Annotated in this window: 22 protein-coding genes; 12 read left to right on the forward strand and 10 right to left on the reverse strand. The window is 53.2% G+C overall.

Annotation, left to right across the window (positions count from 1 at the left end; translation table 11 throughout):
- The first annotated feature begins 343 nt into the window (after positions 1-343).
- From ribA to trhA, 3 genes are all read left to right on the forward strand, one after another.
- The gene (ribA, locus tag CZ787_RS14905) at positions 344-979 is read left to right on the forward strand and encodes a GTP cyclohydrolase II (protein ID WP_087110611.1); all 636 of its coding nucleotides are present in this window, start codon (positions 344-346) and stop codon (positions 977-979) included.
- A 224-nt stretch (positions 980-1,203) separates the two neighbouring features.
- Positions 1,204-1,467: a hypothetical protein gene (locus CZ787_RS19140; RefSeq protein WP_328514789.1), complete on the forward strand. Its 264-nt coding sequence runs from the start codon at positions 1,204-1,206 to the stop codon at positions 1,465-1,467.
- A 190-nt stretch (positions 1,468-1,657) separates the two neighbouring features.
- Entirely contained in the window at positions 1,658-2,329 is a 672-nt protein-coding gene (gene trhA / locus CZ787_RS14915) for a PAQR family membrane homeostasis protein TrhA (protein ID WP_087110613.1), read from the forward strand.
- Between the two features lie 14 nt (positions 2,330-2,343).
- On the opposite strand, the gene CZ787_RS14920 is transcribed toward trhA, so the two are convergent.
- Both CZ787_RS14920 and djlA read right to left on the reverse strand, forming a co-directional pair.
- Complete coding sequence (locus CZ787_RS14920) at positions 2,344-2,964, reverse strand: glutathione S-transferase family protein (protein WP_087110615.1); 621 nt, start codon at positions 2,962-2,964, stop codon at positions 2,344-2,346.
- Positions 2,965-3,114: 150 nt separating this feature from the next.
- Positions 3,115-3,882, reverse strand: coding sequence for a co-chaperone DjlA (djlA, locus tag CZ787_RS14925; protein WP_087110617.1), 768 nt, complete (start codon positions 3,880-3,882; stop codon positions 3,115-3,117).
- Between the two features lie 632 nt (positions 3,883-4,514).
- Between djlA and cheZ the strand changes: the two genes are divergently transcribed.
- Complete coding sequence (gene cheZ / locus CZ787_RS14930; protein WP_087110619.1) at positions 4,515-5,198, forward strand: protein phosphatase CheZ; 684 nt, start codon at positions 4,515-4,517, stop codon at positions 5,196-5,198.
- A 125-nt stretch (positions 5,199-5,323) separates the two neighbouring features.
- Here cheZ and dxs read toward each other — a convergent pair whose 3' ends face one another.
- From dxs to CZ787_RS14945, 3 genes are read right to left on the reverse strand one after another with little or no spacing between them, the layout of a single operon-like run.
- Positions 5,324-7,246, reverse strand: coding sequence for a 1-deoxy-D-xylulose-5-phosphate synthase (gene dxs, locus CZ787_RS14935; protein ID WP_087110621.1), 1,923 nt, complete (start codon positions 7,244-7,246; stop codon positions 5,324-5,326).
- Complete coding sequence (ispA, locus tag CZ787_RS14940) at positions 7,247-8,137, reverse strand: (2E,6E)-farnesyl diphosphate synthase (RefSeq protein WP_087110623.1); 891 nt, start codon at positions 8,135-8,137, stop codon at positions 7,247-7,249. It abuts the gene before it with no gap.
- Complete coding sequence (locus CZ787_RS14945) at positions 8,131-8,418, reverse strand: exodeoxyribonuclease VII small subunit (RefSeq protein ID WP_087110625.1); 288 nt, start codon at positions 8,416-8,418, stop codon at positions 8,131-8,133. Before CZ787_RS14945 ends, ispA begins: the two co-directional genes overlap by 7 nt.
- A gap of 263 nt (positions 8,419-8,681) precedes the next feature.
- On the opposite strand from CZ787_RS14945, the gene serA reads away from it, so the two are divergent.
- Entirely contained in the window at positions 8,682-9,926 is a 1,245-nt protein-coding gene (gene serA, locus CZ787_RS14950) for a phosphoglycerate dehydrogenase (RefSeq protein ID WP_087110627.1), read from the forward strand.
- 130 nt (positions 9,927-10,056) lie between these two features.
- Here the strand turns inward: serA and CZ787_RS14955 are convergent, their stop codons facing one another.
- Positions 10,057-10,746 carry a pirin family protein gene (locus CZ787_RS14955; RefSeq protein ID WP_087110629.1) on the reverse strand — a complete coding sequence of 230 codons (690 nt, stop codon included), beginning with the start codon at positions 10,744-10,746 and terminating at the stop codon, positions 10,057-10,059.
- 240 nt (positions 10,747-10,986) lie between these two features.
- Between CZ787_RS14955 and CZ787_RS14960 the strand changes: the two genes are divergently transcribed.
- From CZ787_RS14960 to ybiO, 4 genes are all read left to right on the forward strand, one after another.
- Positions 10,987-11,946 (forward strand): rhodanese-related sulfurtransferase, encoded by a 960-nt coding sequence (locus tag CZ787_RS14960; protein WP_087110631.1) that lies wholly within the window; start codon positions 10,987-10,989, stop codon positions 11,944-11,946.
- A gap of 173 nt (positions 11,947-12,119) precedes the next feature.
- Positions 12,120-12,941 (forward strand): IclR family transcriptional regulator, encoded by an 822-nt coding sequence (locus CZ787_RS14965; protein ID WP_087110632.1) that lies wholly within the window; start codon positions 12,120-12,122, stop codon positions 12,939-12,941.
- A gap of 18 nt (positions 12,942-12,959) precedes the next feature.
- Entirely contained in the window at positions 12,960-13,394 is a 435-nt protein-coding gene (locus tag CZ787_RS14970) for a YqaA family protein (RefSeq protein ID WP_087110633.1), read from the forward strand.
- A gap of 216 nt (positions 13,395-13,610) precedes the next feature.
- Positions 13,611-15,956 (forward strand): mechanosensitive channel protein, encoded by a 2,346-nt coding sequence (gene ybiO / locus CZ787_RS14975; RefSeq protein ID WP_419866540.1) that lies wholly within the window; start codon positions 13,611-13,613, stop codon positions 15,954-15,956.
- Positions 15,957-16,063: 107 nt separating this feature from the next.
- On the opposite strand, the gene CZ787_RS14980 is transcribed toward ybiO, so the two are convergent.
- On the reverse strand, positions 16,064-16,810 hold the full coding sequence (locus CZ787_RS14980) for an SDR family oxidoreductase (RefSeq protein WP_087110637.1): 747 nt from the start codon (positions 16,808-16,810) through the stop codon (positions 16,064-16,066).
- 160 nt (positions 16,811-16,970) lie between these two features.
- On the opposite strand from CZ787_RS14980, the gene folK reads away from it, so the two are divergent.
- The 3 genes from folK (at position 16,971) to CZ787_RS14995 (ending at position 19,964) form a co-directional block, all read left to right on the forward strand.
- Positions 16,971-17,417 (forward strand): 2-amino-4-hydroxy-6-hydroxymethyldihydropteridine diphosphokinase, encoded by a 447-nt coding sequence (gene folK, locus CZ787_RS14985; RefSeq protein WP_087110639.1) that lies wholly within the window; start codon positions 16,971-16,973, stop codon positions 17,415-17,417.
- Between the two features lie 104 nt (positions 17,418-17,521).
- A complete protein-coding gene (locus tag CZ787_RS14990) occupies positions 17,522-18,340 on the forward strand; it encodes a flagellin (protein ID WP_087110641.1) in 819 nt (272 codons plus the stop codon).
- Between the two features lie 259 nt (positions 18,341-18,599).
- Positions 18,600-19,964, forward strand: coding sequence for a VOC family protein (locus CZ787_RS14995; protein WP_087110643.1), 1,365 nt, complete (start codon positions 18,600-18,602; stop codon positions 19,962-19,964).
- 200 nt (positions 19,965-20,164) lie between these two features.
- On the opposite strand, the gene CZ787_RS15000 is transcribed toward CZ787_RS14995, so the two are convergent.
- The 3 genes from CZ787_RS15000 to CZ787_RS15010 form a co-directional block, all read right to left on the reverse strand.
- Positions 20,165-20,866 carry a FadR/GntR family transcriptional regulator gene (locus CZ787_RS15000; protein WP_087110645.1) on the reverse strand — a complete coding sequence of 234 codons (702 nt, stop codon included), beginning with the start codon at positions 20,864-20,866 and terminating at the stop codon, positions 20,165-20,167.
- Between the two features lie 88 nt (positions 20,867-20,954).
- Positions 20,955-21,644 (reverse strand): RraA family protein, encoded by a 690-nt coding sequence (locus CZ787_RS15005; RefSeq protein ID WP_087110647.1) that lies wholly within the window; start codon positions 21,642-21,644, stop codon positions 20,955-20,957.
- Positions 21,637-22,434 (reverse strand): HpcH/HpaI aldolase family protein, encoded by a 798-nt coding sequence (locus CZ787_RS15010; protein WP_087110649.1) that lies wholly within the window; start codon positions 22,432-22,434, stop codon positions 21,637-21,639. The genes CZ787_RS15005 and CZ787_RS15010 overlap by 8 nt, the downstream gene beginning before the upstream one ends.
- Between the last annotated feature and the right edge of the window lie 2 nt (positions 22,435-22,436).

The raw sequence follows: 22,436 nt of genomic DNA on the forward strand, positions 1-22,436 counted from the left end.
TGTTCCGTCAGATGGTGAAAATTCGGTTGTCTCAGCGGTTATCACGCTGCGGGTAAATGGTCTGACTGTTAATTAAGCGAGCTTGTGAAGCACCCGCGTTGTTGCATTATTGCAACCCTATATGGTTTTACGTCGTAAAACCTGCGTGCATGAGGGCGTTGCATTATCTTAATCCACGCACGGTAAATGTATATGCTAGAACAGGGTGAACCACGCTCACTCTTCTCTGCTTTAATTTTAGCGAGTAACAGCCGTGAGGCATGGCTCGCTTCCTGATAAACTACCCGCCCACTTTGCCCATACTGTTGTGGTTAACTGGTTTGGTTAATCTGCGAGGTAACCTGTGACCATTCGCTTCATTGCTGCTTCCCGACTGCCCACTCCCTGGGCCACGTTCACCATGCACGGTTTCGAAGACAACGCGACCGGTAAGGATCATATCGCCCTGACGCTGGGCGACCTCACGGGTGACGCGCCGGTACTGGGGCGCGTTCATTCCGAATGCCTGACCGGCGATGCGCTGTTCTCCATGCGTTGCGACTGTGGCTATCAACTGCAGGAAGCGCTTAAGCGTATTGCGGAAGAGGGCCGCGGCGTACTGCTTTACCTGCGCCAGGAAGGCCGCGGCATCGGGCTTCTAAACAAGATTCGCGCCTATCACCTGCAAGACCAAGGGGCGGATACGGTAGAAGCCAACGAACAGCTCGGGTTTGGCGCCGATATGCGCCGTTATGACCTATGCGTGCCAATGCTCAATCATCTAGGCGTTACCGCGCTTAAGCTGATGACCAACAATCCCCGTAAAGTTGATGCGCTGACTCGGGATGGCGTTAATGTGGTCGAACGGCTACCCATCACCACCGGTTTAAATCCGCACAATGAACAGTACCTTGCCACCAAGGCGGGCAAGCTTGGCCATATGATGGCGCTGGGAGATTTTACTCAGGCAAGCGATGTCGATATTGAGCGAAAGGGCTGAAATAACGCTTTATTGCTGCTAAAACCTCGAAAAATTGCTTTTCCTTAAACTTTTTTGCCTAACGTCTGAGCTATGTTGATAAAGGCCGGTGTCGATACAGAACAAAGTTGATGCAGACCATCGTTGATACAGGCCGACACTGATACATAGCAGGATGCTAATTATCTGCAAAAGAGTAAGGAGGAGCAACCACGAAAGCACGTTGCTGGCACGGCAAAAACGACGTGCGCTACGATACGGTTCCCGATCCCGAAATAGAGCATCCCCGTGATGCGATTATCAACGTAAGCAGTTGTGCCATCTGCGGCTCCTACCTTCATCTTTACGATCACATTATGCCCGGCATGATGACCGCCGTGGATATCTGCTGGGCTCAAGCTTTAACCAAGCGGCACGCCTACAGGCGGGTATCACGCCGGATTACAGCCGCCGCAGGATTTGAAGCGCCCCTTGGAATAGAAAACGCGCTGCCCTATCCACCTATTTAATCCACCCATTTAACCGCCTATTCACGGCGCTCATCAACATCCAAACAAAACCCAAGCGCTGTATCTTCCGTGTTTGGGTTTTGTCATGTTTCAGCGCTATGGTGATGGCTCTATTATCCAGAACTCTATTATCCAGGTTAGCCGCGTCGTTCGCTGCTACTCATGACCGTTAACACACGGTGGAGGGGATATGAGCCACACAGCCAGCGTCAAGTCTGAAGAGTTCAGTGCATTAGAAGAGCGCTTACATAGCATCAGCCATGGGGTGGGCGCATTGTTAAGCGTTGTTGGGGCAGTGGTACTGCTGGTCATGGCGAGTATTGCCGCTCAGGTAGACCCATGGAAACTGACAAGCCTTGGCTTGTACGGCATGACGCTGGTATTGCTATATACCGCCTCTACGCTTTATCACGGTATCCCGCATCGGCTTTGGAAGCAGCGCTTTCAACTGTTGGACCACTGCGCGATTTACTTGCTGATTGCAGGCACCTATACGCCTTTCTTACTGGTGAATATGCGCGGCCCAACGGGCTGGGCACTGTTTGCCGCCGTGTGGTCGCTGGCGCTGATAGGCATTACCTGCAAGCTGCTGTGGCCGCAGCGGCTGTCGATTTTTCGCGTGGTTATTTATTTGCTGATGGGGTGGATGATACTGCTGGCATCAGAAGAAATGGCGGCGAAGCTCTCGGTGACCGGCATCGCCTTACTGGCCGCGGGCGGCATTACGTATACGGTGGGCGTAATCTTCTATGCCGTGCGTGCGATTCCCTACAATCACGCTATTTGGCACCTCTTTGTGGTGGGAGGAAGCATCTGCCACTACTTTGCAGTAGTGGCAACGGTACTGCCTCATACGGTGTAAAACGCGGTGCTGGCTTACTGAGCGGCGGCTTGCTCGCGCTCACCGGCTTTTGCCAAGCCCGGACGCTGCGTATGGCGTTTGTGGTAGATCAAGAACGGCTCGGGCAGGCGATGCTTCATGCCGATGGCCCAGGAAAGCGTATGGGTGAGAAACAGGTCGGCCAAGGTGAAGTCGCCGCCAAGTAGCGTTTCCTGGCCCTGAAAACGGCGTTCAAGAGCGCCCAATGCGCGCTGAAACTCCCACTCTGCGGTAGGAATCACGGCCGGTACGCGTTTGTCTTCAGGTAGCGCAAAGGTGTGCTTGGCTTGGGTCCAGAGCGGCTGTTCGACTTCGGTCACGATAAAGCTTAACCACTGGTCGACCAGGGCACGCTCGGCGGCGTTAGTCGGCAGCAGTTTGCCGTTACCGTAGTGCTCGGCCAGGTAGCGGCAAATGGCCGACGATTCAAACAGGGTAAGTTCGCCATCCTCCAGTACCGGTACTTTGCCAGCCGGATGATGTGCCAGATACGCCGAGGTTTGGCCTTCCCCTTTATCCAGCGCAACATGCTGACACTGGTATTCAAGGCCCAGCTCTTCAAGCGTCCAGGCGGCACGTAGCGAGCGTGAGCGAGGATAAGTGTATAGCGTGATCATGGCGCGCTCCTGACAAGGTGCCAGCCGAGGCTGGCGAAAAGAAGACACTTCCAATTTAGCGGCCTGGTGTCAGGATGTCGATATTGGCAGGGTGATGGACGCGGCCTTTGCGGGGCCGCGTGTTCGGCCTGACCCCTTCTTATAAGCAGCTTACGCTTGGTTATCGCGCGCCTTGCGAATGCGCTCGTAGGCATTGCCGATTTCACTGGTGCGCGCCTGGGCCACTTCACGCATGCTTTCAGGCAAGCCTTTACCGGCCAGCTTATCCGGATGGTTTTGGCTCATTAAGCGACGGTAGGCTTTTTTGATCTCGGCATCGCTTGCCTCTTCACCCACACCCAACACGCGGTAGGCGTCCTTAAGCGCCTCTTCACTGGCTCCTTGGGAGTTGGCGGCTGCGCCATGCAGCATGGCTTCAATCTGCTGTACTTCCGCTTCACTACAGCCAATGCCACGCGCTACCCGCACGATCATTTCATGCTCTTCAGGATGCAAGACACCGTCAGCGGCGATAGCCGACAGCTGAACCTGTAAAAATACCTGGCGCATAACCGGTTGATGGCGGGTTAGGCGCCCGACGTTGGCAAGCTCAGCGTCCAGATCAAAGTTATCCGCACGGCCTCGCTCAAAGGCAGCGCGTGCCTTGGCCCGCTGCGCCCCCTGCAAATGCATCTGGTCAAACAGCTTTTCGGCAACGCTAAGCTCGCCTTCGGTCACTTTGCCATCGGCCTGGCAAAGGCAGCCCATAACGGAAAAAATCGACTCTAAAAAGCCTTCCTGAAGGCGCATGCGCGCCTCTCTTAACCGCTTGGCGAGGCGTCGTGCCAGCCACCAGCCCAGCACACCGCCAATTAACAGGCCAGTGGCGCCGCCGATGGCATAACCCACCAGGGCAAAAAATATAATCAGAAGTAACATGGCTCTCTCTAAGCGTCAGAAGTCGTGGGTTTGCAGCTGGGGACGGGCATTTTCAGCTATTGTCGCTTGACCAAACGGTGTTTTTCGCTGAACGTAAGGCGGTAAAAGAAAGCGTGCTAACTTTTGTTGCCAGGCTTTCTGTCCGTTTGTTTGGAGAAGCGCAATGCCCTCGTTTCACCCGAGTGCCCCAAAAAGCTCTACGGTACACGATCTCAGGGTTTTTGAGTATCACAACTCGGCAGGCGGCCAACGCCCGTTCACTGTTTAAACTCAACCAGCCCGATGGGTTCGATTGCCCCGGATGCACATAGGGCGACCCTGAATATGACTCCTCGTTTGAGTTCTGCGAGAACGGGGTAAAAGCCGCTTGAGATGCTGCATAACGGTACTTCTTCCCAAGCTGGGTGGCGCGTGCTGGTACTGCGTGAGTGATCTCATCCGTTGAATAGGTCTAAAAGCGCCAGACAGGGACTTTCAAATAAAGCAAACGCTCAAGTTTTAGGAGGGTACGCCGAAGATAGTTAACGGGCTTTAACGCTTGTCTGTCTGAAAACCATAGCGGATACGTATATTGATGGCGACCGGATCATCAACAGCGGCATTCAACAAGATTTTTCCACAAGAGGATTGTCATGAGCACTGTTAACAACGCCCACGACACGACCATGCCGTCGGTGCTGGGTAAAAAAGACAGTAATGATGAGATGGTGCATCGTATAGGCCACTTGACCCGCCTGCTGCGGGACAGCATGAAAGAGCTGGGCTTGGATCAACAGATTAGCCAAGCGGCGCGGGCGATACCCGATGCCAATGACCGGCTTAACTATGTGGCCTCAATGACGGAACAGGCGGCTGAGCGGGCATTGAATGCCGTTGAACGCGCGCAACCCGTGCAAGACAAGCTTGAGGAGGAGGGCGCCGCGCTTAATACGCGCTGGCAGGCAGCGGCGGCACTAGCCGTTGTAGAAAGCGACCCATCGCTTATCAAGGACACGCAGCTCTATTTGAGTGATTCGCTCCCGACCGCCACCGGGTCCACGCAAAAAGAGCTGCTTGAAATCATGATGGCCCAGGACTTCCAGGATCTCACCGGTCAGGTGATCAAGAAGATGATGGAGGTCATCCAGCTAATTGAAGAGCAGCTTGTTCAAGTGTTGGTCGACAATGTTCCTAACGTCACCGATGGGGTGAACATTGATGATAATCGCGATGAGCATGCCAAACTGCGCAATGGCCCGCAGGTAAGTGAAGGCAAGATGGATGCCGTGTCAGGGCAAGACCAGGTAGATGATTTGCTGGATGAACTCGGCTTTTAAACCAGCATCTCTTTCCCGGTGACCTGGCGCCCATTGTCTGGCACTTGCTTTGCGATGGCCGCCCGTAATAGGGCGGCGCTTATCTCGTTATTGAGGGTGCTTGTCGATCAGTCACGATGTTGCTTTTAACTTGAAAGTGAAGGCAGCCGCTGGCGAATGGCAGCTTCTATGCCCTCCGCATCCAGACCACAGTCCCGCAGCAATTCATCCGGCGTGCCGTGCTCTACAAATGCGTCGGGCAAGCCGAGATTGAGCACTTCTACCTGCACACCTTCAGCGTTGAGTAGTTCGTTAACAGCGCTTCCCGCGCCACCCGCAACGACGTTCTCTTCAAGCGTTATTAGAAGCTCATGCTCGTCGGCCGCGTGGAGGACCGCGTCGCGGTCCAGCGGCTTGATAGAGCGCATATTGATATGCGTGGTGTTGAGCTTTTCGGCAACTTCAGCGGCGGCGGTGTTCAGGCTGCCAAACGCGAGTAGCGCAATGCGCATGCCATCGCTTTGTGACTGACGGCGTACCTCCGCCTTGCCAATCGAAAGCGATTCCAGGTGCTCAGGAATTTCCACGCCGGGGCCGGTGCCGCGCGGGTAACGCACTGCCGCAGGGCCGGGATGATGATAGGCCGCACTCAACATGGCGCGACACTCGGCTTCATCGGCAGGTGCCAGGATGACCATGCCGGGCACGCAGCGTAAAAAGGACAAATCCATGCTGCCGTGGTGAGTGGGGCCGTCTTCACCCACAAGGCCCGCCCGGTCGATGGCAAAGGTAACGTCCAGGTTCTGCACCGCTACGTCATGAATTAGCTGGTCATAGCCGCGCTGCAAAAATGTTGAGTAGATCGCCACCACCGGCTTCATGCCTTCACAGGCCATGCCCGCCGCGAGCGTCACAGCGTGCTGTTCGGCAATCGCCACGTCAAAGTAGCGCGTCGGGTACTCCTTGGAGAAACGAATCAGGTCGGAGCCTTCGCGCATGGCGGGGGTAATCCCTATCAGGCGTGAATCGCTTGCGGCCATATCACACAGCCAGTCGCCGAATACGTTGCAGTATTTTCTCTTGGGGGCGGACGGCACTTTGGGCGGCGGCGTGGGTGCCACGCTGGCTTTTTCAAGTTTAGTGATGGCGTGGTAGCCAATCTGATCCGCCTCGGCGGGTAAAAAGCCTTTGCCTTTGCAGGTTTTGATATGCAGAAACTGCGGGCCATCCAGTTCGCGCAGGTTACGCAGTGTTTCGGTCAGCGTCTCAAGGTCGTGCCCGTCAATCGGGCCGATGTAGTGAAAGCCCATTTCTTCGAACAGCGTGGCGGGGCTGACCATGCCTTTCATGTGCTCTTCTGTGCGCTTGGCAATTTCCAATGCGCCGGGCAGATGAGAGAGCACTTTTTTGCCCTCTTCGCGCATTTTCAGGTAGGGCTTGCTTGCCATCATCCGGGCGAGGTACGTTGCCAGGCCACCGACATTTTCCGAGATCGACATCTCGTTGTCGTTGAGCACGACCAGCATATTAGCGTTGACGTGGCCCGCGTGGGCCAATGCTTCAAAGGCCATGCCCGCCGTGAGTGCGCCATCACCAATAATCGCGCAGACGCGGCGGTTGTCGCCTTTGGCCTGGGCGGCCAGTGCCATGCCGAGTGCCGCGGAAATAGAGGTGCTGGAGTGGCCCACGCCAAAGGTGTCGTATTCGGATTCAGCGCGGCGCGGAAATGCCGCCAGGCCGCCGTGCTGGCGAATGCTGAGCATCGCTTCACGGCGGCCGGTAAGAATTTTGTGCGGATAGGCCTGATGGCCCACGTCCCACACCAGGCGGTCCTTGGGCGTATGAAAGGCGTGGTGCAGGGCCACGCTCAGCTCTACTACCCCCAAGCCTGCGCCAAAGTGGCCGCCGGAAACGCCCACGCTATAAAGCAGGTAGGCACGCAGCTCGTCAGCCAGTTGGGCAAGCTGCTGGGTATTCATGGCCCGCAGCGCAGCGGGGTGATCAAAAGAGTCGAGCAGCGGCGTTGCCGGACGCTCGCGGGGAATCTCGTCGAACAGCTTCATGGGCATCTAGTGGTCGCGCTCGATCATATAGTGGGCTAATTCGGCCAAGGGGGCGGCTTGCTCGCCTAATGGGGCGAGAGCGGCAATGGCCTCGTCAATCAGGGTGCGCGCTTTTTGTTGCGCGCCTTCCAACCCCAACAGGCTGGGATACGTCGGCTTGGCGCGTGCAGCGTCAGCGCCGGATGTTTTGCCGAGTGTCACGGTGTCACCCGTCACATCAAGGACATCATCATGAATCTGGAAGGCTAGACCAATGGCGCGCGCGTAGCGAGTCAGGGCGTTTAAACGCGGGTCGCTCTCGTCAACGGCAATCAGCCCGCCCATGCGCACTGCCGCCACAATCAGCGCACCGGTTTTATGAGCGTGCATGTACGCTAGGGCATCCACGTCAGGGTGGCCGCCGATAGCGGCCAGATCCAGTGCTTGGCCTGCCACCATGCCCTCTCGGCCAGACGCCGTGGCAAGCGTAGTGATCAGGCTGCCAAGCCGCGGGTGAGCGGTGCGTGCCAGCACGTCAAAGGCCAGCGTTTGTAGCGCGTCGCCTGCCAGAATCGCGGTCGCTTCGTCATAGGCGATATGCACGGTGGGCTGGCCGCGGCGCAGATCGTCGTCATCCATGGCGGGCAAGTCGTCATGAATCAATGAGTAGGCGTGGATGAGTTCAATGGCAGCGGCCGGGGCGTCGAGGTCTTTATTGCGTGCCCCCAGCGCCTGCCCAGCAAGATAAACAAGCAGCGGGCGCAAGCGCTTGCCGCCCACTAAAAGACCGTGTCGCATGGCGTTATCAAGCCGCGGTACCACGGCGCGTTCGTCAAAAAGCGCGTTTAGGGTGGCATCTACCCGGGCATTGCTGGCCTGACGTAAGGCGGTCAATGAGGGGGCGTTGGTCGCTACCATGGGGGCGTCTCCTTACCCTCGTCAGTGTCATCCTTGGGCGATTCAATATCAGCAAACGGCGTGACGTTTAAACGGCCTTCGCTATCTTCGCTCAGCGCGCGGACTTTTAGCTCGGCGGTATCCAGGCGTTGCTGGGCATCGCGCGTCAACCGTACGCCCTGCTCAAAGGCGCCCAGCGCATCTTCCAATGAGAGCTCGCCTGACTCCAGACGTTCTACGATGGTTTCCAGCTGGTCAACCGTGGTCGCAAAATCCTGCGGTGAAGGTGTGGTATCGCTCATTGGTCAATGCCTACTGTTTTCTGGCGCCCCATCAAAAAGGCTGCGCGTGTGCCTGCCATGACAAATGCACAGTATACACCGAGGCCAGGGGGTGGCGTCTGCCCCAGGCCGCTTTGTGCGTATGACTTGCACTGTTTTCATCTTGATAACGCACACATTTCATCAGTTCGAATCGGCCTGATGAGTGTGCAGTGTGCTACTATACGGCCTTTCCGTGAACCGATACACGGCGCACGCCGCCGACCATAGAGGTTGATTCAGCCATGGCTAAAACGTCCCTGGAAAAGAGCAAGATCAAGATCCTGCTACTCGAGGGCGTCCACCAAAGTGCGGTGGACAATTTTCAAAATGCCGGATATGAAAATATCGAGCATCTGCCGACATCGCTAGATGAAGCATCGTTGATCGAAAAGATCCGTGATGTACATTTCATCGGTATTCGCTCGCGTACCCAGCTTAATGAGCGAGTATTTGCAGCGGCAGAGAAGCTGGTCGGCGTTGGCTGCTTCTGTATCGGAACCAACCAGGTGGACCTGAATGCGGCGCTAAAACGTGGTATTGCCGTGTTCAACGCGCCGTACTCCAACACCCGTTCGGTCGCTGAGCTGGTATTGGCAGAAGCTATCATGCTGTTGCGTGGTATCCCTGAAAAAAATGCCCGTGCTCATCAGGGTGGCTGGCTGAAATCAGCCAAAAACTCGCACGAAGCACGTGGTAAAACGCTGGGTATTGTTGGCTACGGCAGCATCGGCGCGCAGCTTTCTGTGCTTGCCGAGTCGCTGGGCTTTAACGTTATCTACTACGATATCATCACCAAACTCGGCATGGGTAATGCAAGCCAGGTCGCCAGCCTTGAAGAGCTGTTAAACCGCTCGGATGTGGTGAGCTTGCACGTACCGGACTTGCCCTCTACCCGCTGGATGATGGGCGCGAAAGAGATTGCTGCGATGAAACCAGGCGCCATCTTCATCAATGCCTCACGCGGCAGTGTCGTGGAAATTGAACCCTTGGCGGATGCCATCAAAGCAGGCCATCTCAACGGCGCTGCGGTGGATGTGTTCCCGGTGGAGCCCAAGGGTAACGATGAAGAGTTTGAAAGCCCGTTACGTGGTTTGGAAAATGTGATCCTGACCCCGCATGTGGGTGGTTCTACGCTCGAAGCCCAGGAAAATATCGGTATTGAAGTTGCCGAAAAGCTGACGACCTACTCGGATAACGGCACCACGATCACCTCGGTCAACTTCCCCGAAGTGGCGCTGCCTGCCCACCCCGATAAGCACCGCTTGCTGCATATTCATGACAACGTGCCGGGCGTGCTGTCGGAAATTAACCGCGTGCTGTCCGAAAACGGCATTAACATCTCGGGCCAGTACCTGCAGACCAACGATAAGGTCGGCTATGTGGTTATTGATGTAGACAAAGCCTACGGCCCGCAAGCGCTGGAAGCATTGAGGCAGGTAGAGCACACGCTGAAAATCCGTGCGCTTTACTCAGCGCACAATAGCTAGGTTGGGCAGCAGCGAGGCTTGGTGACAACGCAAAATGCTTGGCTGATGGCGTAAAAAAACGGCTCCCGAAAGGGGGCCGTTTTGGTTGTTAAGGCAGATGGCTCTAAGCAAAAGAGCCTAAGCAAGAGGGCTAAGCAAGGTCAAACAGCAGCACGTCACTTGCATCCTTGCCGGTCACGCTAATGGCGTCGCCTGGCTGGAATGCAGCGGCATCGCCGGTGCTGAGTTGTTCGCCATTGACCTCGACCGCGCCCTTTACCACGTGCAGCCAGGCATAGCGGGTAGCCGGCGTCTCCACGCTGTCGCCTGCATCAAACGAGCCTGCATAAAGATTAACGTCCTGGTTCAGGCTCACTGAGCCTTCACGGCCTTCCTGTGATGCTACCAGGCGCCACTGGCTTTGGCGGTCTGCGACTGGAAATGCTTTCTGCTCGTAGCTGGGCTTAATGCCAAGCGCTTTGGGCTCAATCCAGATCTGCAGGAAGTGCAGCCCGTTCTCCTTGGAGTGGTTGAATTCGCTGTGCACAACGCCGGTGCCAGCTGACATGCGCTGTACATCGCCCGGGCGCATGACCTCGCCATTGCCCATGTTGTCCTTGTGCTCCATTTCGCCTTCCAGCACGTAGGAGATAATCTCCATATCGCGGTGCGGGTGGGCACCAAAACCATGACCACCGGCAACGCGGTCTTCGTTGATCACCCGTAGGGCGCGAAAGCCCATATGCTTGGGATCATGGTAATTGGCAAACGAGAACGTATGGTAAGAACGCAGCCAGCCGTGGTCTGCATAGCCCCGCTCATCCGCGCGACGAATTTTCATGTTGTGCTCCCCGCTGTGTTGAAGGAATAACTGTTGAAGGAATGCGTTCAATATACGCCTGAAATCGCACGGCGTGGGGTGAAGGTTTCTGCATGATAACGTCGATTAAATTGACGAATTTTTAAACCGCGAGTGACCTGCGTCAATCTGGCAGGATTCAAGCGCAGCGCTGTTTACGCTAGACTATGCGCGTTTATTAACCCGGTCCGCCCTTTACGAGGGTGACTACTGGAGCTTGTTATGTCTGCACCTGTTTCTGAAACTGGCGATACGCCGCGTATTGTCGTGGCGGCGTTGTATAAATTCGTTACGTTAAATGACTTTGAAGCGCTGCGTGAGCCGCTGCGCCAAACCATGGTCGACCATGATGTTAAAGGCACGCTGCTGCTCGCTAAAGAGGGTATCAATGGCACCGTCGCGGGGACTCGCGAAGGTATTGATGCACTGCTTGGCTGGCTGACCGCTGATCCGCGCTTGACCGATATCGACCATAAAGAGTCTTACTGCGACGAAACCCCGTTCTATCGCACCAAGGTTAAGCTCAAAAAAGAGATCGTGACCCTCGGCGTACCGGGCATTGATCCTAACGACACCGTTGGTACCTACGTTGAGCCTGAAAACTGGAACGACGTGATTTCAGACCCCGAAGTGCTGGTGATCGACACTCGCAATGATTACGAAGTGTCGATTGGTAGCTTCGAAGGCGCGGTTGACCCAAAAACCACCACGTTCCGTGAGTTCCCCGACTACGTGCGCGAGCATTACGACCCGGAGAAGCACAAAAAAGTCGCCATGTTCTGCACCGGCGGTATTCGCTGTGAGAAAGCCTCCAGCTTTATGCTCAAAGAGGGGTTTGACGAGGTCTACCACCTCAAGGGCGGTGTTTTGAACTACCTGGAGAAAGTCCCGGAAGAGCAGTCGTTATGGCGTGGCGAGTGCTTTGTGTTCGATAACCGCGTCACCGTGCGTCACGACCTGAGTGAAGGCCTGTTCGAGCAGTGCCACGCCTGTCGTATGCCGATTTCCGAAGACGACATGCAGTCGTCGGCCTACGAGCCTGGGATTAGCTGCCCACACTGCATTGACTCACTGCCCGAGAAAACTCGCGCCGCTGCCCGTGAGCGTCAGCGCCAAATTGATCTTGCCAAAGAGCGTGGCCAGCCCCATCCGCTGGGTTATAACCACCGCGAGAAGGCCTGATATCGACGCCCAAGACTAGCGTAATGCTGGCGGCCACGCCCGTGGCCGCCTTGTCTAGCGGTGTTCAGCCATCCGTCGGCTTCCTATATTAGTGGAATTCGTTTCCGTAAACGCGACAGCGGCCTTTGCGGCACGTTATCCTGTTGCTCTTTGCGTCTTTAGGAGAGAGCAGGGTGAGTGAAGCCAAGCGTAGGACGGTCGGGCGTCCGGCAAATGCCGCTAAAGCGAGTGGCGGGCATAGCCAGTCGCTGGTACGCGGCTTAACGTTATTGGAGTTTTTAGCGGCAAGCCCACTGGGGCTTGCGCTGTCAGACGTGGCTGAAAAAGCCGAGTTAGCCCCTTCTACCACCCACCGCTTGCTCCAGGCTCTGCAAAGCCAGGGGTTTGTTCGCCAAGAGAACGAGCAGGGGTTATGGCGTATTGACGTCAAAACCTTCCGTATCGGTAACAGCTTTTTAGAAGCTCGCGATGTGGTGGCATCAAGCCGCCCCTTTCTACGCCGCTTAACCGCTGAAACCGGCGAGACCGCCAATTTGGGGATCCGCGATGGCGACACAGCCGTTTTTCTGGCCCAGCACGAATCGCCTCAAATGATGCGCATGATTACCCGCTTGGGCTCACGCGCCCCGCTGCATGCCTCTGGCGTGGGTAAAGCGCTGTTGGCATGGATGCCCACTGACGAACGCGCTCGCTTGTTGGATAACCGTGAACTCGCCCGCGTTACCGACAATACGCTGTGCAGTCCAGACGCACTGACCGCCGAAATGCACCAGGTGTGTGATCAAGGCTTTGCCTGCGACCGCGAGGAGCACGCCATTGGCCTGCATTGCGTCGCGGCCTGTATCTTCGACGAGCACGCCACGCCGCTAGCGGCTATTTCTGTTTCAGGCCCCATGGCGCGTATCCCTGAAGCGCGCCTGCTGGCGCTGGGTAAGCTGGTGCGCCAGGTAGCCGATGAAATTACCGCTCAACTGGGGGGCCAGGTGCCGCATTAACGTTCGGCTACCCGTTACATGCTGAGTCTTTTCCTTGTTGCGTTTGTTAGTGCGACTCTGCTGCCTGGCGGCTCTGAAGTATGGCTTGCCAGGCTTTGGTGTCTGGGTGAGCCAGCTATTTTACTCTGGGTGGTAGCGACCACTGGTAATACGCTGGGCAGTCTGGTCAATGTGGCGATGGGCCGCTATGCACGTCAGTTTCAGGATCGCCGGTGGTTCCCTGCATCGCCTAAACGCCTTGCCCAGGCCGAGCGCTGGTATCACAAGCTTGGCGAGGCCAGCCTACTGCTTTCCTGGCTGCCGGTGGTGGGCGACCCACTGACGGTACTGGCCGGATTGTTTCGGCTTCCCTGGTGGCGTGCTTTTTTGTGGATTGTGGTTGCCAAGGGCGTACGCTATGGCGTGGTGCTGGGCCTTGCAAATCAGTGGCTGTTACCGCTTTGTCAGAATTAAACGTCACGCGATCACGGGTTAGTTGCGTCAAGTTAGCGGCCAGACCTTATTATGTTCCCATGTTACGCTGTACGCTTTATACGTTATCAGCCTGCTTGGTGCGTGCATTTGTAGTTGCATAAAGCAGGCTAGCAATTAAATTTAAGAAAGCATTTCTCTAATGGAGGTACAGGCGTGACGTCAATACGTATATTTCCCTGGCTAGGTATTTGGCTAATGACACTGCTTGTGTTTTTTGCCACGCCAGTATTAGCCCAAACGACGACGGTCGAAAGTGATCGTGCATCGCCTCCAGCGGAAGTGCCCGCTTCTTATGAAGCACTTGCTGATCTCCTCGAAAATGAGCAGTCGCGCCAAGAGCTAATTGATGTATTACGTCAACAGGCATCCGCGTTGCCCGCCGGTTTAGAGGCTGAGTTATCCCCTGAGGCCGCCGCTCAAGGAAGCGATTTGGCTCCAGAGGATGTCTCATTGCCGCGCCAGTTGGCGGAGCTGACAAGCGATGTTGTCAGTAATATTGGCCTGCAGATTGAGCAAGCTTTTTCCATCATGGGTAACCTGTTTACCGGGCAAGGCGCGAGTGCTTTTGATTCGTCAGCTTTCGTCCAGGCCGCGATTAATCTGGGCCTCGTGATCGTTGCGACCTTCGTGATTTTCTTCGCACTACGTCGGATAGCCAGGTCTGCCTTTACGCGGGTGAGCAAATGGTCGCTCAATGGCGCCGGAATGACGCCAGTGCTGCGCTTGATTTGCTGCGTCATTATTGCGGCACTTATTGACTTTATATTGGTGGGGCTTGCGTACGTGGGCGGTAACCTGGTGGCCACGTTCGCGATTGGTGAAACGGGCGAGCTTTCCACGAGGGCTTCGCTGTTTCTCAATGCCTTTCTGGTCATTGAGTTGATGAAAGCAGTGATACGGATGCTGTTTTCCTCACACTACGAAGGCCTGCGATTGTTGCCAATTTCAGCCGGTGAAGCCTCCTACTGGAACCGTTGGATAGCACGTCTTATCGGCATGGTCGGTTACGGACTAATGGTTGCCGTGCCGCTGATCAATTTCTACCTGGCTGCCAGCGTAGGCCAAGCGGTTGGCACATTAATTATGATTGTGGCCTTTGTTTATGCGGTCAGTGTGGTGCTCAAGAACCGTATTCGTATCCGAGGGCATCTGAATGGCGCAGCTGCCAATACGTCGATGGTGGCAAGCCGTGTATCGCTTCAGCTCTTTGCACGTACCTGGCACTTTTTTGCGCTGATCTACTTCTTAATGGTCTTCGTTTTGACACTGACGCGTCCTGGCGATGCACTGCCTTTCGTGCTTTTTGCAACATTAAAAACATTGGCTGCGGTGGTTGTAGGGCTTCTGGTATCGACCTTCCTGACCCAAACGATTGGGCATCGCATTCGCTTGTCGGACGATTTGCGTCGTAAGCTGCCGCTGCTTGAGCCGCGTCTTAACAGCTACGTTCCCAACGCGCTGCGTGTGCTACGCACCATCATCATGATCGTCGTTATCATGGTGGTGCTGGATGCCTGGGGTGCGTTCAATTTAGCCAATTGGTACGCTTCTGAACGCGGAACGATGCTGGTAGGGCGACTGGTCAGCATTGCCTTGATTCTGATTGTTGCGCTGGGCATGTGGTTAGGGCTTGCGAGCCTGATTGAGCATAAGCTCAACCCGGAAACCGGCGGTGGTGAGCCCTCTCCTCGAGCCAAAACGCTACTGAGCCTGTTCCGCAACGCGCTGGCTATCGCCATGCTCACGATTACCGGGATGATCCTGCTGTCCGAAATTGGCATTAATATCGGCCCGCTGATTGCCGGTGCCGGGGTACTGGGTTTGGCTATTGGTTTCGGTGCGCAGAAGCTGGTACAGGACGTTATTACGGGCGTTTTCATTCAGATCGAGAATGCCATGAATACAGGCGATGTGGTAACGCTGGGTGGCATCACCGGGACTGCGGAGCGATTAAGCATTCGTTCGGTAGGCATTCGGGACCTTTCGGGCACCTATCACATCATTCCCTTCTCAAGCGTTGACACCGTTTCCAACTATATGCGCGACTACGGTAACCATGTCGGTGAGTACGGCATTGCTTATCGTGAGAGCATTGATGATGCGATTGAGCAGCTCCAGCTTGCCTTTAATGACCTGAAAACCAGTGAAGAGTATGGCTACAAGATCCTTGCTGATCTGACGGTCGCCGGTGTTATAAGCCTGGGCGACAGCGCCGTCAATATTCGTGTGGTTATCAAAACCACGCCGGGCGATCAGTGGGGTGTTGGTCGGGCGTATAATCGTCTGGTCAAGCTGCGCTTTGATCAGGCGGGCATTGAGATACCGTTCCCGCATACCACGATGTACTTCGGTCAGGACAAGTCCGGTTCAGCGCCGCCTGCCAACCTGCGTATTATGCAACAGGATTTCACTATCGATGGTAGTCCTGCTGGGCAGCCAAAGGCAGGTGAAAGTGAGGTAGATGACCGTTTTTCACCTCGCCGGAAAGATAAGTCTAGTGAGACGACTGAGCAAAATCTACCCACGGGTGACGATGTCTAATGCTTAGGCGTTAGCACACCTACTTTGCGTTTTGGGGCCGCCTTTGGGCGGCCCCACTGCGTTCTACGTTGTTAGAAATGTTCTTGGAACGGCTGTTAATTTGGTTGTTACTCTAGATAGTTCTCCGAATGCCTGCCTTCCAGGTAGATCGACTCACCTCCATCGACACATAACACTTGGCCGGTAACAAAATCGTTTTCCAGCAGGTAGTACAGCGCCTTTGTTAAGTGGGCGGGCGTTCCCTGCCGGTTAAGGGGGATGCCTTCCAGACGCCATGCAATATAGTCGTGGCTACGCTGGGAAGTGGGCAGTACTACGCCGGGAGAAATACCATTGACCCGGATACGCGGTGCGAATTCGAGTGCGGCCATTTGGGTCATCTCTTTCAACCCCTTTTTAGACAACAAATACGCCGCATAAGGGTATTGATGATAGGCCACTTTATTGTCAATGATATTCACCACACAGCCGTTAGACACCGCGTTAGCAAAATGTTGAATTAACAACAGCGGGGTAAATAGGTTGACGCGAAACTGCGTCTCCAGGAGTGCCATGTCCGTTTGAGCAATGGGTGCGGCTTGGTAAGTGGAGGCGCTATTAACCAGCACATCTAAATGCGGAAAGCGCCGTATGGCGGCTTCAATCAGTGTATCCAGCGGATCGTGCAAAAAATCACAGGGTAGTATTTCGCACTCGCGCCCTTTACTGCGGATAGTGCGTGCTACCTCTTCAGCTTCATCTCGTGAGCTATTAACGTGGAGCGCAATATCGTATCCCGCTTCTGCTAACGCTTCTGAAAAATGCCGTCCCAAACGGGTAGCGCCCCCGGTCACTAATGCTGCTTTAGTCGTCATTGTTATCCCTATCTTTAATAATTATATGGCGTGCTTCGTTTATCTTGCGTTTGTTATTAACTGTCTGGTTGCTTGCACACTTAGAGCATAGCGCTAGTCTGAGGTATGATCATTACAGTGTTTAATAATATTTCGGCTTCTCTCTAGTTGAGTGATCGTTATGTCAACAACGGCGTTACGAGCAGGGCAAGATACACGGCTTCATGAATGCCTAATCTCGATAGGCTCGAATATTGATCCTGAGATGAATGTCACGCGAGCATTGTCTCTTTTAAACAGCGAATGCGACCTGGTCACGCACTCTCAGCCAATCCGTACCTCCCCTGTTGGCTTTTTACCGCAGGCCGATTTTCTCAATGCCGCGCTATTGGTGCGCACGCCGCTTACCTATGAAGCGTTTCGGCTGTATTTAAAAGCGGTCGAGAACCGCTTGGGTCGCGTGCGTGGTCTGAATAAATCAGGCCCACGAACAATGGATCTGGATATTGTGGCGTGGAATGGCGAGTTAATGGATCAGGGATACCTTGAGTATGATTACGTTAGGCTCCCTATTGATGAAGTGTTGGCCGCTAGTGGGCGCTCATTAACAATAAAGCATGAGTGGTAAAAATAATTAATGCTTTACCCGTTCAGGCCGATAAATACGTCACTGTCGTTGTTATTGGCAAGCCAGACCTGCGTATTGCGCGTTGCACTTAATGAGGGCCTGAATTGTTCAGACTAAATACCAATGTGACCTCGCTACGGGTGCAGAGCAATTTGCGCAGTAGCCAGCAAGCGATTCAGACCTCTATGCAGCGGCTATCGTCGGGCTTGCGTATTAATAGCGCCAAGGACGATCCGGCCGGGCAGGCGATTGCCAATCGTATGAACGCGCAAATCCGCGGCATGAATCAGGCCATTCGTAATACCAATGACGGAATTTCGCTGGTGCAAACGGCCGAAGGCGCGCTGAATCAGATCAATGATAATTTGCAGCGCATTCGTGAGCTGAGCGTGCAGGCCGCTAACGGCACTAATAGCAATGATGATCTCGTTTCCATTCAAGGCGAGATCGACGGACTCCTGGACGAAATTGACCGTGTCGCCGGGCAAAGTAACTTCAACGGTATTGATCTGTTCGAGAAGCGCGATCTCACTATCCAGGTGGGGGCTAATTCAGGCAATACCATCAGCATTCGTATGGAAGGCATGGGCCGTAATGCCTTGGGGCTGAGTGACTTCAGCGTGCTTTCGGATGACACCGCAACGCCCAACCCGATGGAGGCGATGGACGACGCCATTAAGCGGGTGGATCGTCAGCGTAGCTACTTTGGCGCGGTGCAAAACCGCTTTGAAAGCGTCATCGACGGGCTCAACAACAATATCGTCAATCTATCAGCGGCCCAGTCGCGCATTCAGGATGCGGATTACGCTCGGGAAGTTTCCAACTTGATCCGCGCACAAATTCTCCAGCAGGCGGGCATGGCGATTCTCGCTCAGGCCAACCAGCAGCCGCAGATGATCCTGCGTTTGCTAGAAAGCTTGTAGCGTTGCTCTGCCATTTTATAAACGTTATCCATTCCTTTTTTTGACCTGCCTTTCGATATTACTTTTTAGAGTGCATGCTTCTCTGCTTATACATTCCAATTTGGCATGCGTTAAGCGTTTTTTTTCGTTTGTAGTCTTGTCTGGTAATTTGCTTTGATAGTGTCTATTCCACCCTGAATGGCAGGAAAAACACGGCAATGGATCTTCCCTTGTCGGCCATGGGTTCTACACTGAATCGGATGCCACAGAGAGCCGTCAAATGACTCAGACCTCGCTTTTAGCTACCAATGTTATCCGTGACCGCTTCTCCAGCGCCATGTCGACCATGTACCAAACGGAAGTCCCCCAATACGGCACGCTACTAACGTTGGTTGAGCAGGTGAATCAGGAGACGCTTAGCCAGCAGCCAGAGTTACGTCGCCGCCTGGAGGCCCAGGGCGAGCTTGCGCGCCTGAGCGTAGAACGCCACGGAGCGATTCGCGTGGGTTCAGCTGAAGAGCTATCCATGCTGCGCCGCTTATTTGCCGTGATGGGCATGTATCCGGTGGGCTATTACGATCTTTCTGAAGCAGGGGTACCGGTTCACTCCACCGCGTTTCGCCCTATTGAGGATGATGCGCTGGCCTGTAACCCGTTTCGTATTTTTACCTCGCTGCTGCGCCTGGAACTTATCGATAGTGAGCTGCTGCGCCAGCGTGCTGAGGAAATCCTCGCTCAACGAAATATTTTTACCCCCAAAGTGCGTGAGCTGATTGAACGCTTTGAGTCACAAGGCGGGTTAACCTCAGAGGAAGCAGATCAGTTTGTTACCGAGGCCTTGGAAACGTTTCGTTGGCACCAGGATGCCACGGTCGATCTGGATACTTATCAAGCGCTGAGCGATGAACACCGCCTGATCGCCGATGTGGTGTGTTTTCGTGGACCGCATATCAACCATTTAACGCCGCGCACGTTGGATATCGATGAAGTGCAGCGCCGCATGCCAAGCGTCGGTATGAACCCGAAGGCCGTCATCGAAGGCCCGCCGCGCCGTGAAGCGCCCATTTTGCTGCGTCAGACAAGCTTTAAAGCGTTAGAGGAGTCGATCCGCTTTGCAGGCGATACCCAAGGTACACATACCGCCCGCTTTGGTGAAATTGAGCAGCGCGGTATGGCATTAACGCCGAAAGGGCGCGCGCTTTATGATCAGCTGCTTAACGAAGGCCGCAAGCAAGCCATCGGGCTGGATAACAACGCTCACCAAGCCGTTATGGATAAGGTCTTTACCACCATGCCGGACAGCGATGAGGCAATGCGCCGCGAAGGTCTGGCCTACTTCCACTATCACCTCACAGAAGCCGGAAAAGCTGCTACAGGTGATGCCAGTACCGATATAGACGCCCTAATTGCCAAAGGTCTGGTGGAAGCACAGCCGATTACCTATGAAGATTTCTTACCGGTCAGTGCGGCGGGCATTTTTCAGTCAAACCTGGGCGGCGGCGAAAACGAAGCCTATGCGGGCAATGCCAATCGTGACGCGTTTGAAGAGGCGTTAGGCGCGCCTGTGACTGATGAACTGGCGCTTTATGCCGAGCGGGAGGAGAATTCAAAATATGCGATATTGAATCTGCTAATAAACAAATAGGTTTTTATATCAGTAGCAAAGTTAAAAACTAATGTAGTAGGGTGTTCTTCTGGCTTCCAAGCATAAATATTAATCAGTATGTAAAGAAAACAGAAGACACCCTTGGATATAGAGTTACTGCTGTGAGTTAATTGAATGAAACTGGATATGATTAATTAATCATCAATTTTCTAGTTTGCATGTCTTGAAACGTTGATTTTTTAAGCCCTTGGTATAATAGCTCTATATCGCTCGATACTTTCAGTAAGATGCAGTCTCATGGCGGTTTTGCTCGCTTCAATATCTTTTCTTTTTATTGCATTAGCTATTTCTTTATGCTCATTGTACATTTTCTTAAGGTAGTCTCTCGATAGTTTCGGCTGCCAATCATGAATCAGTTGGCTAGGTGGTATGATAACCGCGCCTATGAAGTCTAGAAATTTTGGCATATAGCTATTTCCACTCGCTATTGCAATCGCCATATGGAAATCGAAGTCAAGTTGACGGGGATTACGCATGAAATTATCAATGTCCTCGGCCTCTTCCAATGTATTGAAAAGATTAGCTATTGCAGAGGAATCTTGTCGGGCGGCTGCCAGCCCAGCCGCCTCTACTTCTACACCTAAACGTAGTTCTAAAATATCTAATATCTCAGAAAGCTCTCCTAGCTTATCAGCACTTATCTTGAGAACAGATCGCTCTTTACTAGCGACGAAAACACCTTTTCCTTGCCTAGACAGTAACAGTCCTTCCGAGCGTAAAAGTGCAATGGCTTCTCTGACAATGCTACGACTTACGTTATAAGACTCCATTAATTTTGATTCGACAGGAATTTGATCTCCTACCGAATACTCCCCTGATGATATCTTTTCAGTGATACCAAGAGCGACTAAAGACGATAAATTACTGCTGCGTTTCCTCATGACCTTACTATGCGCCTTATTTACATTTAGTTTAATCGTAAGTTTTAATGTTGTCGGCTTTAATCTTACCCTGTTTTGAAGGCAGTCTCTATATCTGTGGAATGCGGCAGACATATTGTTGGAACATTTCTTTATCAACCTTGTTTAATGATGCTAAAGAAATTCCTTGTTCTAGCTGTCGTTTCCACTTGATCTCTTTTTCTTCATCAACAATTGCTTTCTCAATTATATTCCAAATATTTTTGTCACACGGGTCGATAGACAATAGGCCATTGATGTTACCAAAAATTATGTCACCAGTTCTAATAACAATATCGTCCAAAACTATTTCGGAACACAGTCGTGCTCCTGGCGAATATAAGGGGCGAGTTGTAATGACACTCGTTCCTTTTGCATATATAGGCATGCCGAGTGCCGAAATTTCTTCTATATCAGTCACTGCACCATTCACAATAATGGCTTTCGCGCCTCTTTGCTGAGCTGCTGTAGCGACCATTTCGCCGACACATGCTATTCTGCTATCTCCCCCTCGATCAATAAGGAGTACATCGCCAGGGCTAATGAGCTCTAGTGCCAAATGTACAGGTGTGGAATCAGAAGTGGGCTGATATACGGTGATTGCTGTACCTAAGCAGTGAGAAAAGGGAGTTAAAGCCTTTATATCGCTGGGGAGCGCGGCTTCAAGATAATGGCCTAAAGATGAAGGCTGAACCTTAGAAAGTGCCTCTAGTAGAGCTGCTGTCTTACCTTCTGATTTCATCGGGAAATAACTATCCATCGTTTTTCTCCTTTAGCCTTTGTATAAGTTCATGAGACCTGGAGCATCCTTGATTAATAAAAGCCATGTCATTTCCCACTAAAAACATAGTTGCGCCTAATAGCTTAAGTTCTTCTAGTTGAAAATAGCTGACAGGCGAACAGCCCAGCATGATTCGAACATTATATTCTTTACATTTTGCTGCCAAAAGTTCCACAGCTTCACGAATCTCAGGAACTTTCATGGAATAATCAACTTCGCACCCGATAGATAGTGCAAAATCTGCAGGACCAAAATGAATAGCATCAATTCCTTTAATGGCAAAAATATCATCGATATTATCAAAAAACGCGATATTTTCTGCCATTGGTATGACTTTGCAACGCTGGTTTTCTTTTTGAGTGTAGTCGGCCCAGTTAAAATTATGACTGCCATAGATTGCACTTCTGACAGAGCTATCACCTCCTCGTTTGCCAAGAGGAGGGAACTTTACGGCATCAATAATTTTAGCGACCTGCGATGCAGAGCTTATCTGAGGTACAATTACACCGTCAGCGCCCATTTCTACTGTTTTGCGAAGCTCAACGCTATTACTGCTCGGGACGCGAACAAGTGGCGATATATTGGCAGCCCGCGCTGCCAATATTAATTTTTCGGCTGTTGAATCAATACCCGTGACACTATGTTCTGTATCGATAAATACGAAGTCGAGCCCCCAGTTGGCAGCAATTTCAATGATCGCCGGTGACGCGGAGTAAACGTTGATACCGAATACATCATGATCGAGATTCAACAATTTATCGAGATACATAC

The sequence above is a fragment of the Halomonas citrativorans genome (assembly GCF_900163645.1).
Classification (GTDB): domain Bacteria; phylum Pseudomonadota; class Gammaproteobacteria; order Pseudomonadales; family Halomonadaceae; genus Vreelandella; species Vreelandella citrativorans.

What these genes read in the sequence shown, in the direction of transcription:
- trhA (WP_087110613.1), top strand. Translation starts at nt 1,658, where the DNA reads ATGAGCCACACAGCCAGCGTCAAGTCTGAAGAGTTCAGTGCATTAGAA.
- CZ787_RS14920 (WP_087110615.1), bottom strand. Translation starts at nt 2,964, where the DNA reads ATGATCACGCTATACACTTATCCTCGCTCACGCTCGCTACGTGCCGCC.
- djlA (WP_087110617.1), bottom strand. Translation starts at nt 3,882, where the DNA reads ATGTTACTTCTGATTATATTTTTTGCCCTGGTGGGTTATGCCATCGGC.
- cheZ (WP_087110619.1), top strand. Translation starts at nt 4,515, where the DNA reads ATGAGCACTGTTAACAACGCCCACGACACGACCATGCCGTCGGTGCTG.
- dxs (WP_087110621.1), bottom strand. Translation starts at nt 7,246, where the DNA reads ATGCCCATGAAGCTGTTCGACGAGATTCCCCGCGAGCGTCCGGCAACG.
- ispA (WP_087110623.1), bottom strand. Translation starts at nt 8,137, where the DNA reads ATGGTAGCGACCAACGCCCCCTCATTGACCGCCTTACGTCAGGCCAGC.
- CZ787_RS14945 (WP_087110625.1), bottom strand. Translation starts at nt 8,418, where the DNA reads ATGAGCGATACCACACCTTCACCGCAGGATTTTGCGACCACGGTTGAC.
- serA (WP_087110627.1), top strand. Translation starts at nt 8,682, where the DNA reads ATGGCTAAAACGTCCCTGGAAAAGAGCAAGATCAAGATCCTGCTACTC.
- CZ787_RS14955 (WP_087110629.1), bottom strand. Translation starts at nt 10,746, where the DNA reads ATGAAAATTCGTCGCGCGGATGAGCGGGGCTATGCAGACCACGGCTGG.
- CZ787_RS14960 (WP_087110631.1), top strand. Translation starts at nt 10,987, where the DNA reads ATGTCTGCACCTGTTTCTGAAACTGGCGATACGCCGCGTATTGTCGTG.
- CZ787_RS14970 (WP_087110633.1), top strand. Translation starts at nt 12,960, where the DNA reads ATGCTGAGTCTTTTCCTTGTTGCGTTTGTTAGTGCGACTCTGCTGCCT.
- ybiO (WP_419866540.1), top strand. Translation starts at nt 13,611, where the DNA reads ATGACACTGCTTGTGTTTTTTGCCACGCCAGTATTAGCCCAAACGACG.
- CZ787_RS14980 (WP_087110637.1), bottom strand. Translation starts at nt 16,810, where the DNA reads ATGACGACTAAAGCAGCATTAGTGACCGGGGGCGCTACCCGTTTGGGA.
- folK (WP_087110639.1), top strand. Translation starts at nt 16,971, where the DNA reads ATGTCAACAACGGCGTTACGAGCAGGGCAAGATACACGGCTTCATGAA.
- CZ787_RS14995 (WP_087110643.1), top strand. Translation starts at nt 18,600, where the DNA reads ATGACTCAGACCTCGCTTTTAGCTACCAATGTTATCCGTGACCGCTTC.
- CZ787_RS15000 (WP_087110645.1), bottom strand. Translation starts at nt 20,866, where the DNA reads ATGAGGAAACGCAGCAGTAATTTATCGTCTTTAGTCGCTCTTGGTATC.
- CZ787_RS15005 (WP_087110647.1), bottom strand. Translation starts at nt 21,644, where the DNA reads ATGGATAGTTATTTCCCGATGAAATCAGAAGGTAAGACAGCAGCTCTA.
- CZ787_RS15010 (WP_087110649.1), bottom strand. Translation starts at nt 22,434, where the DNA reads ATGTATCTCGATAAATTGTTGAATCTCGATCATGATGTATTCGGTATC.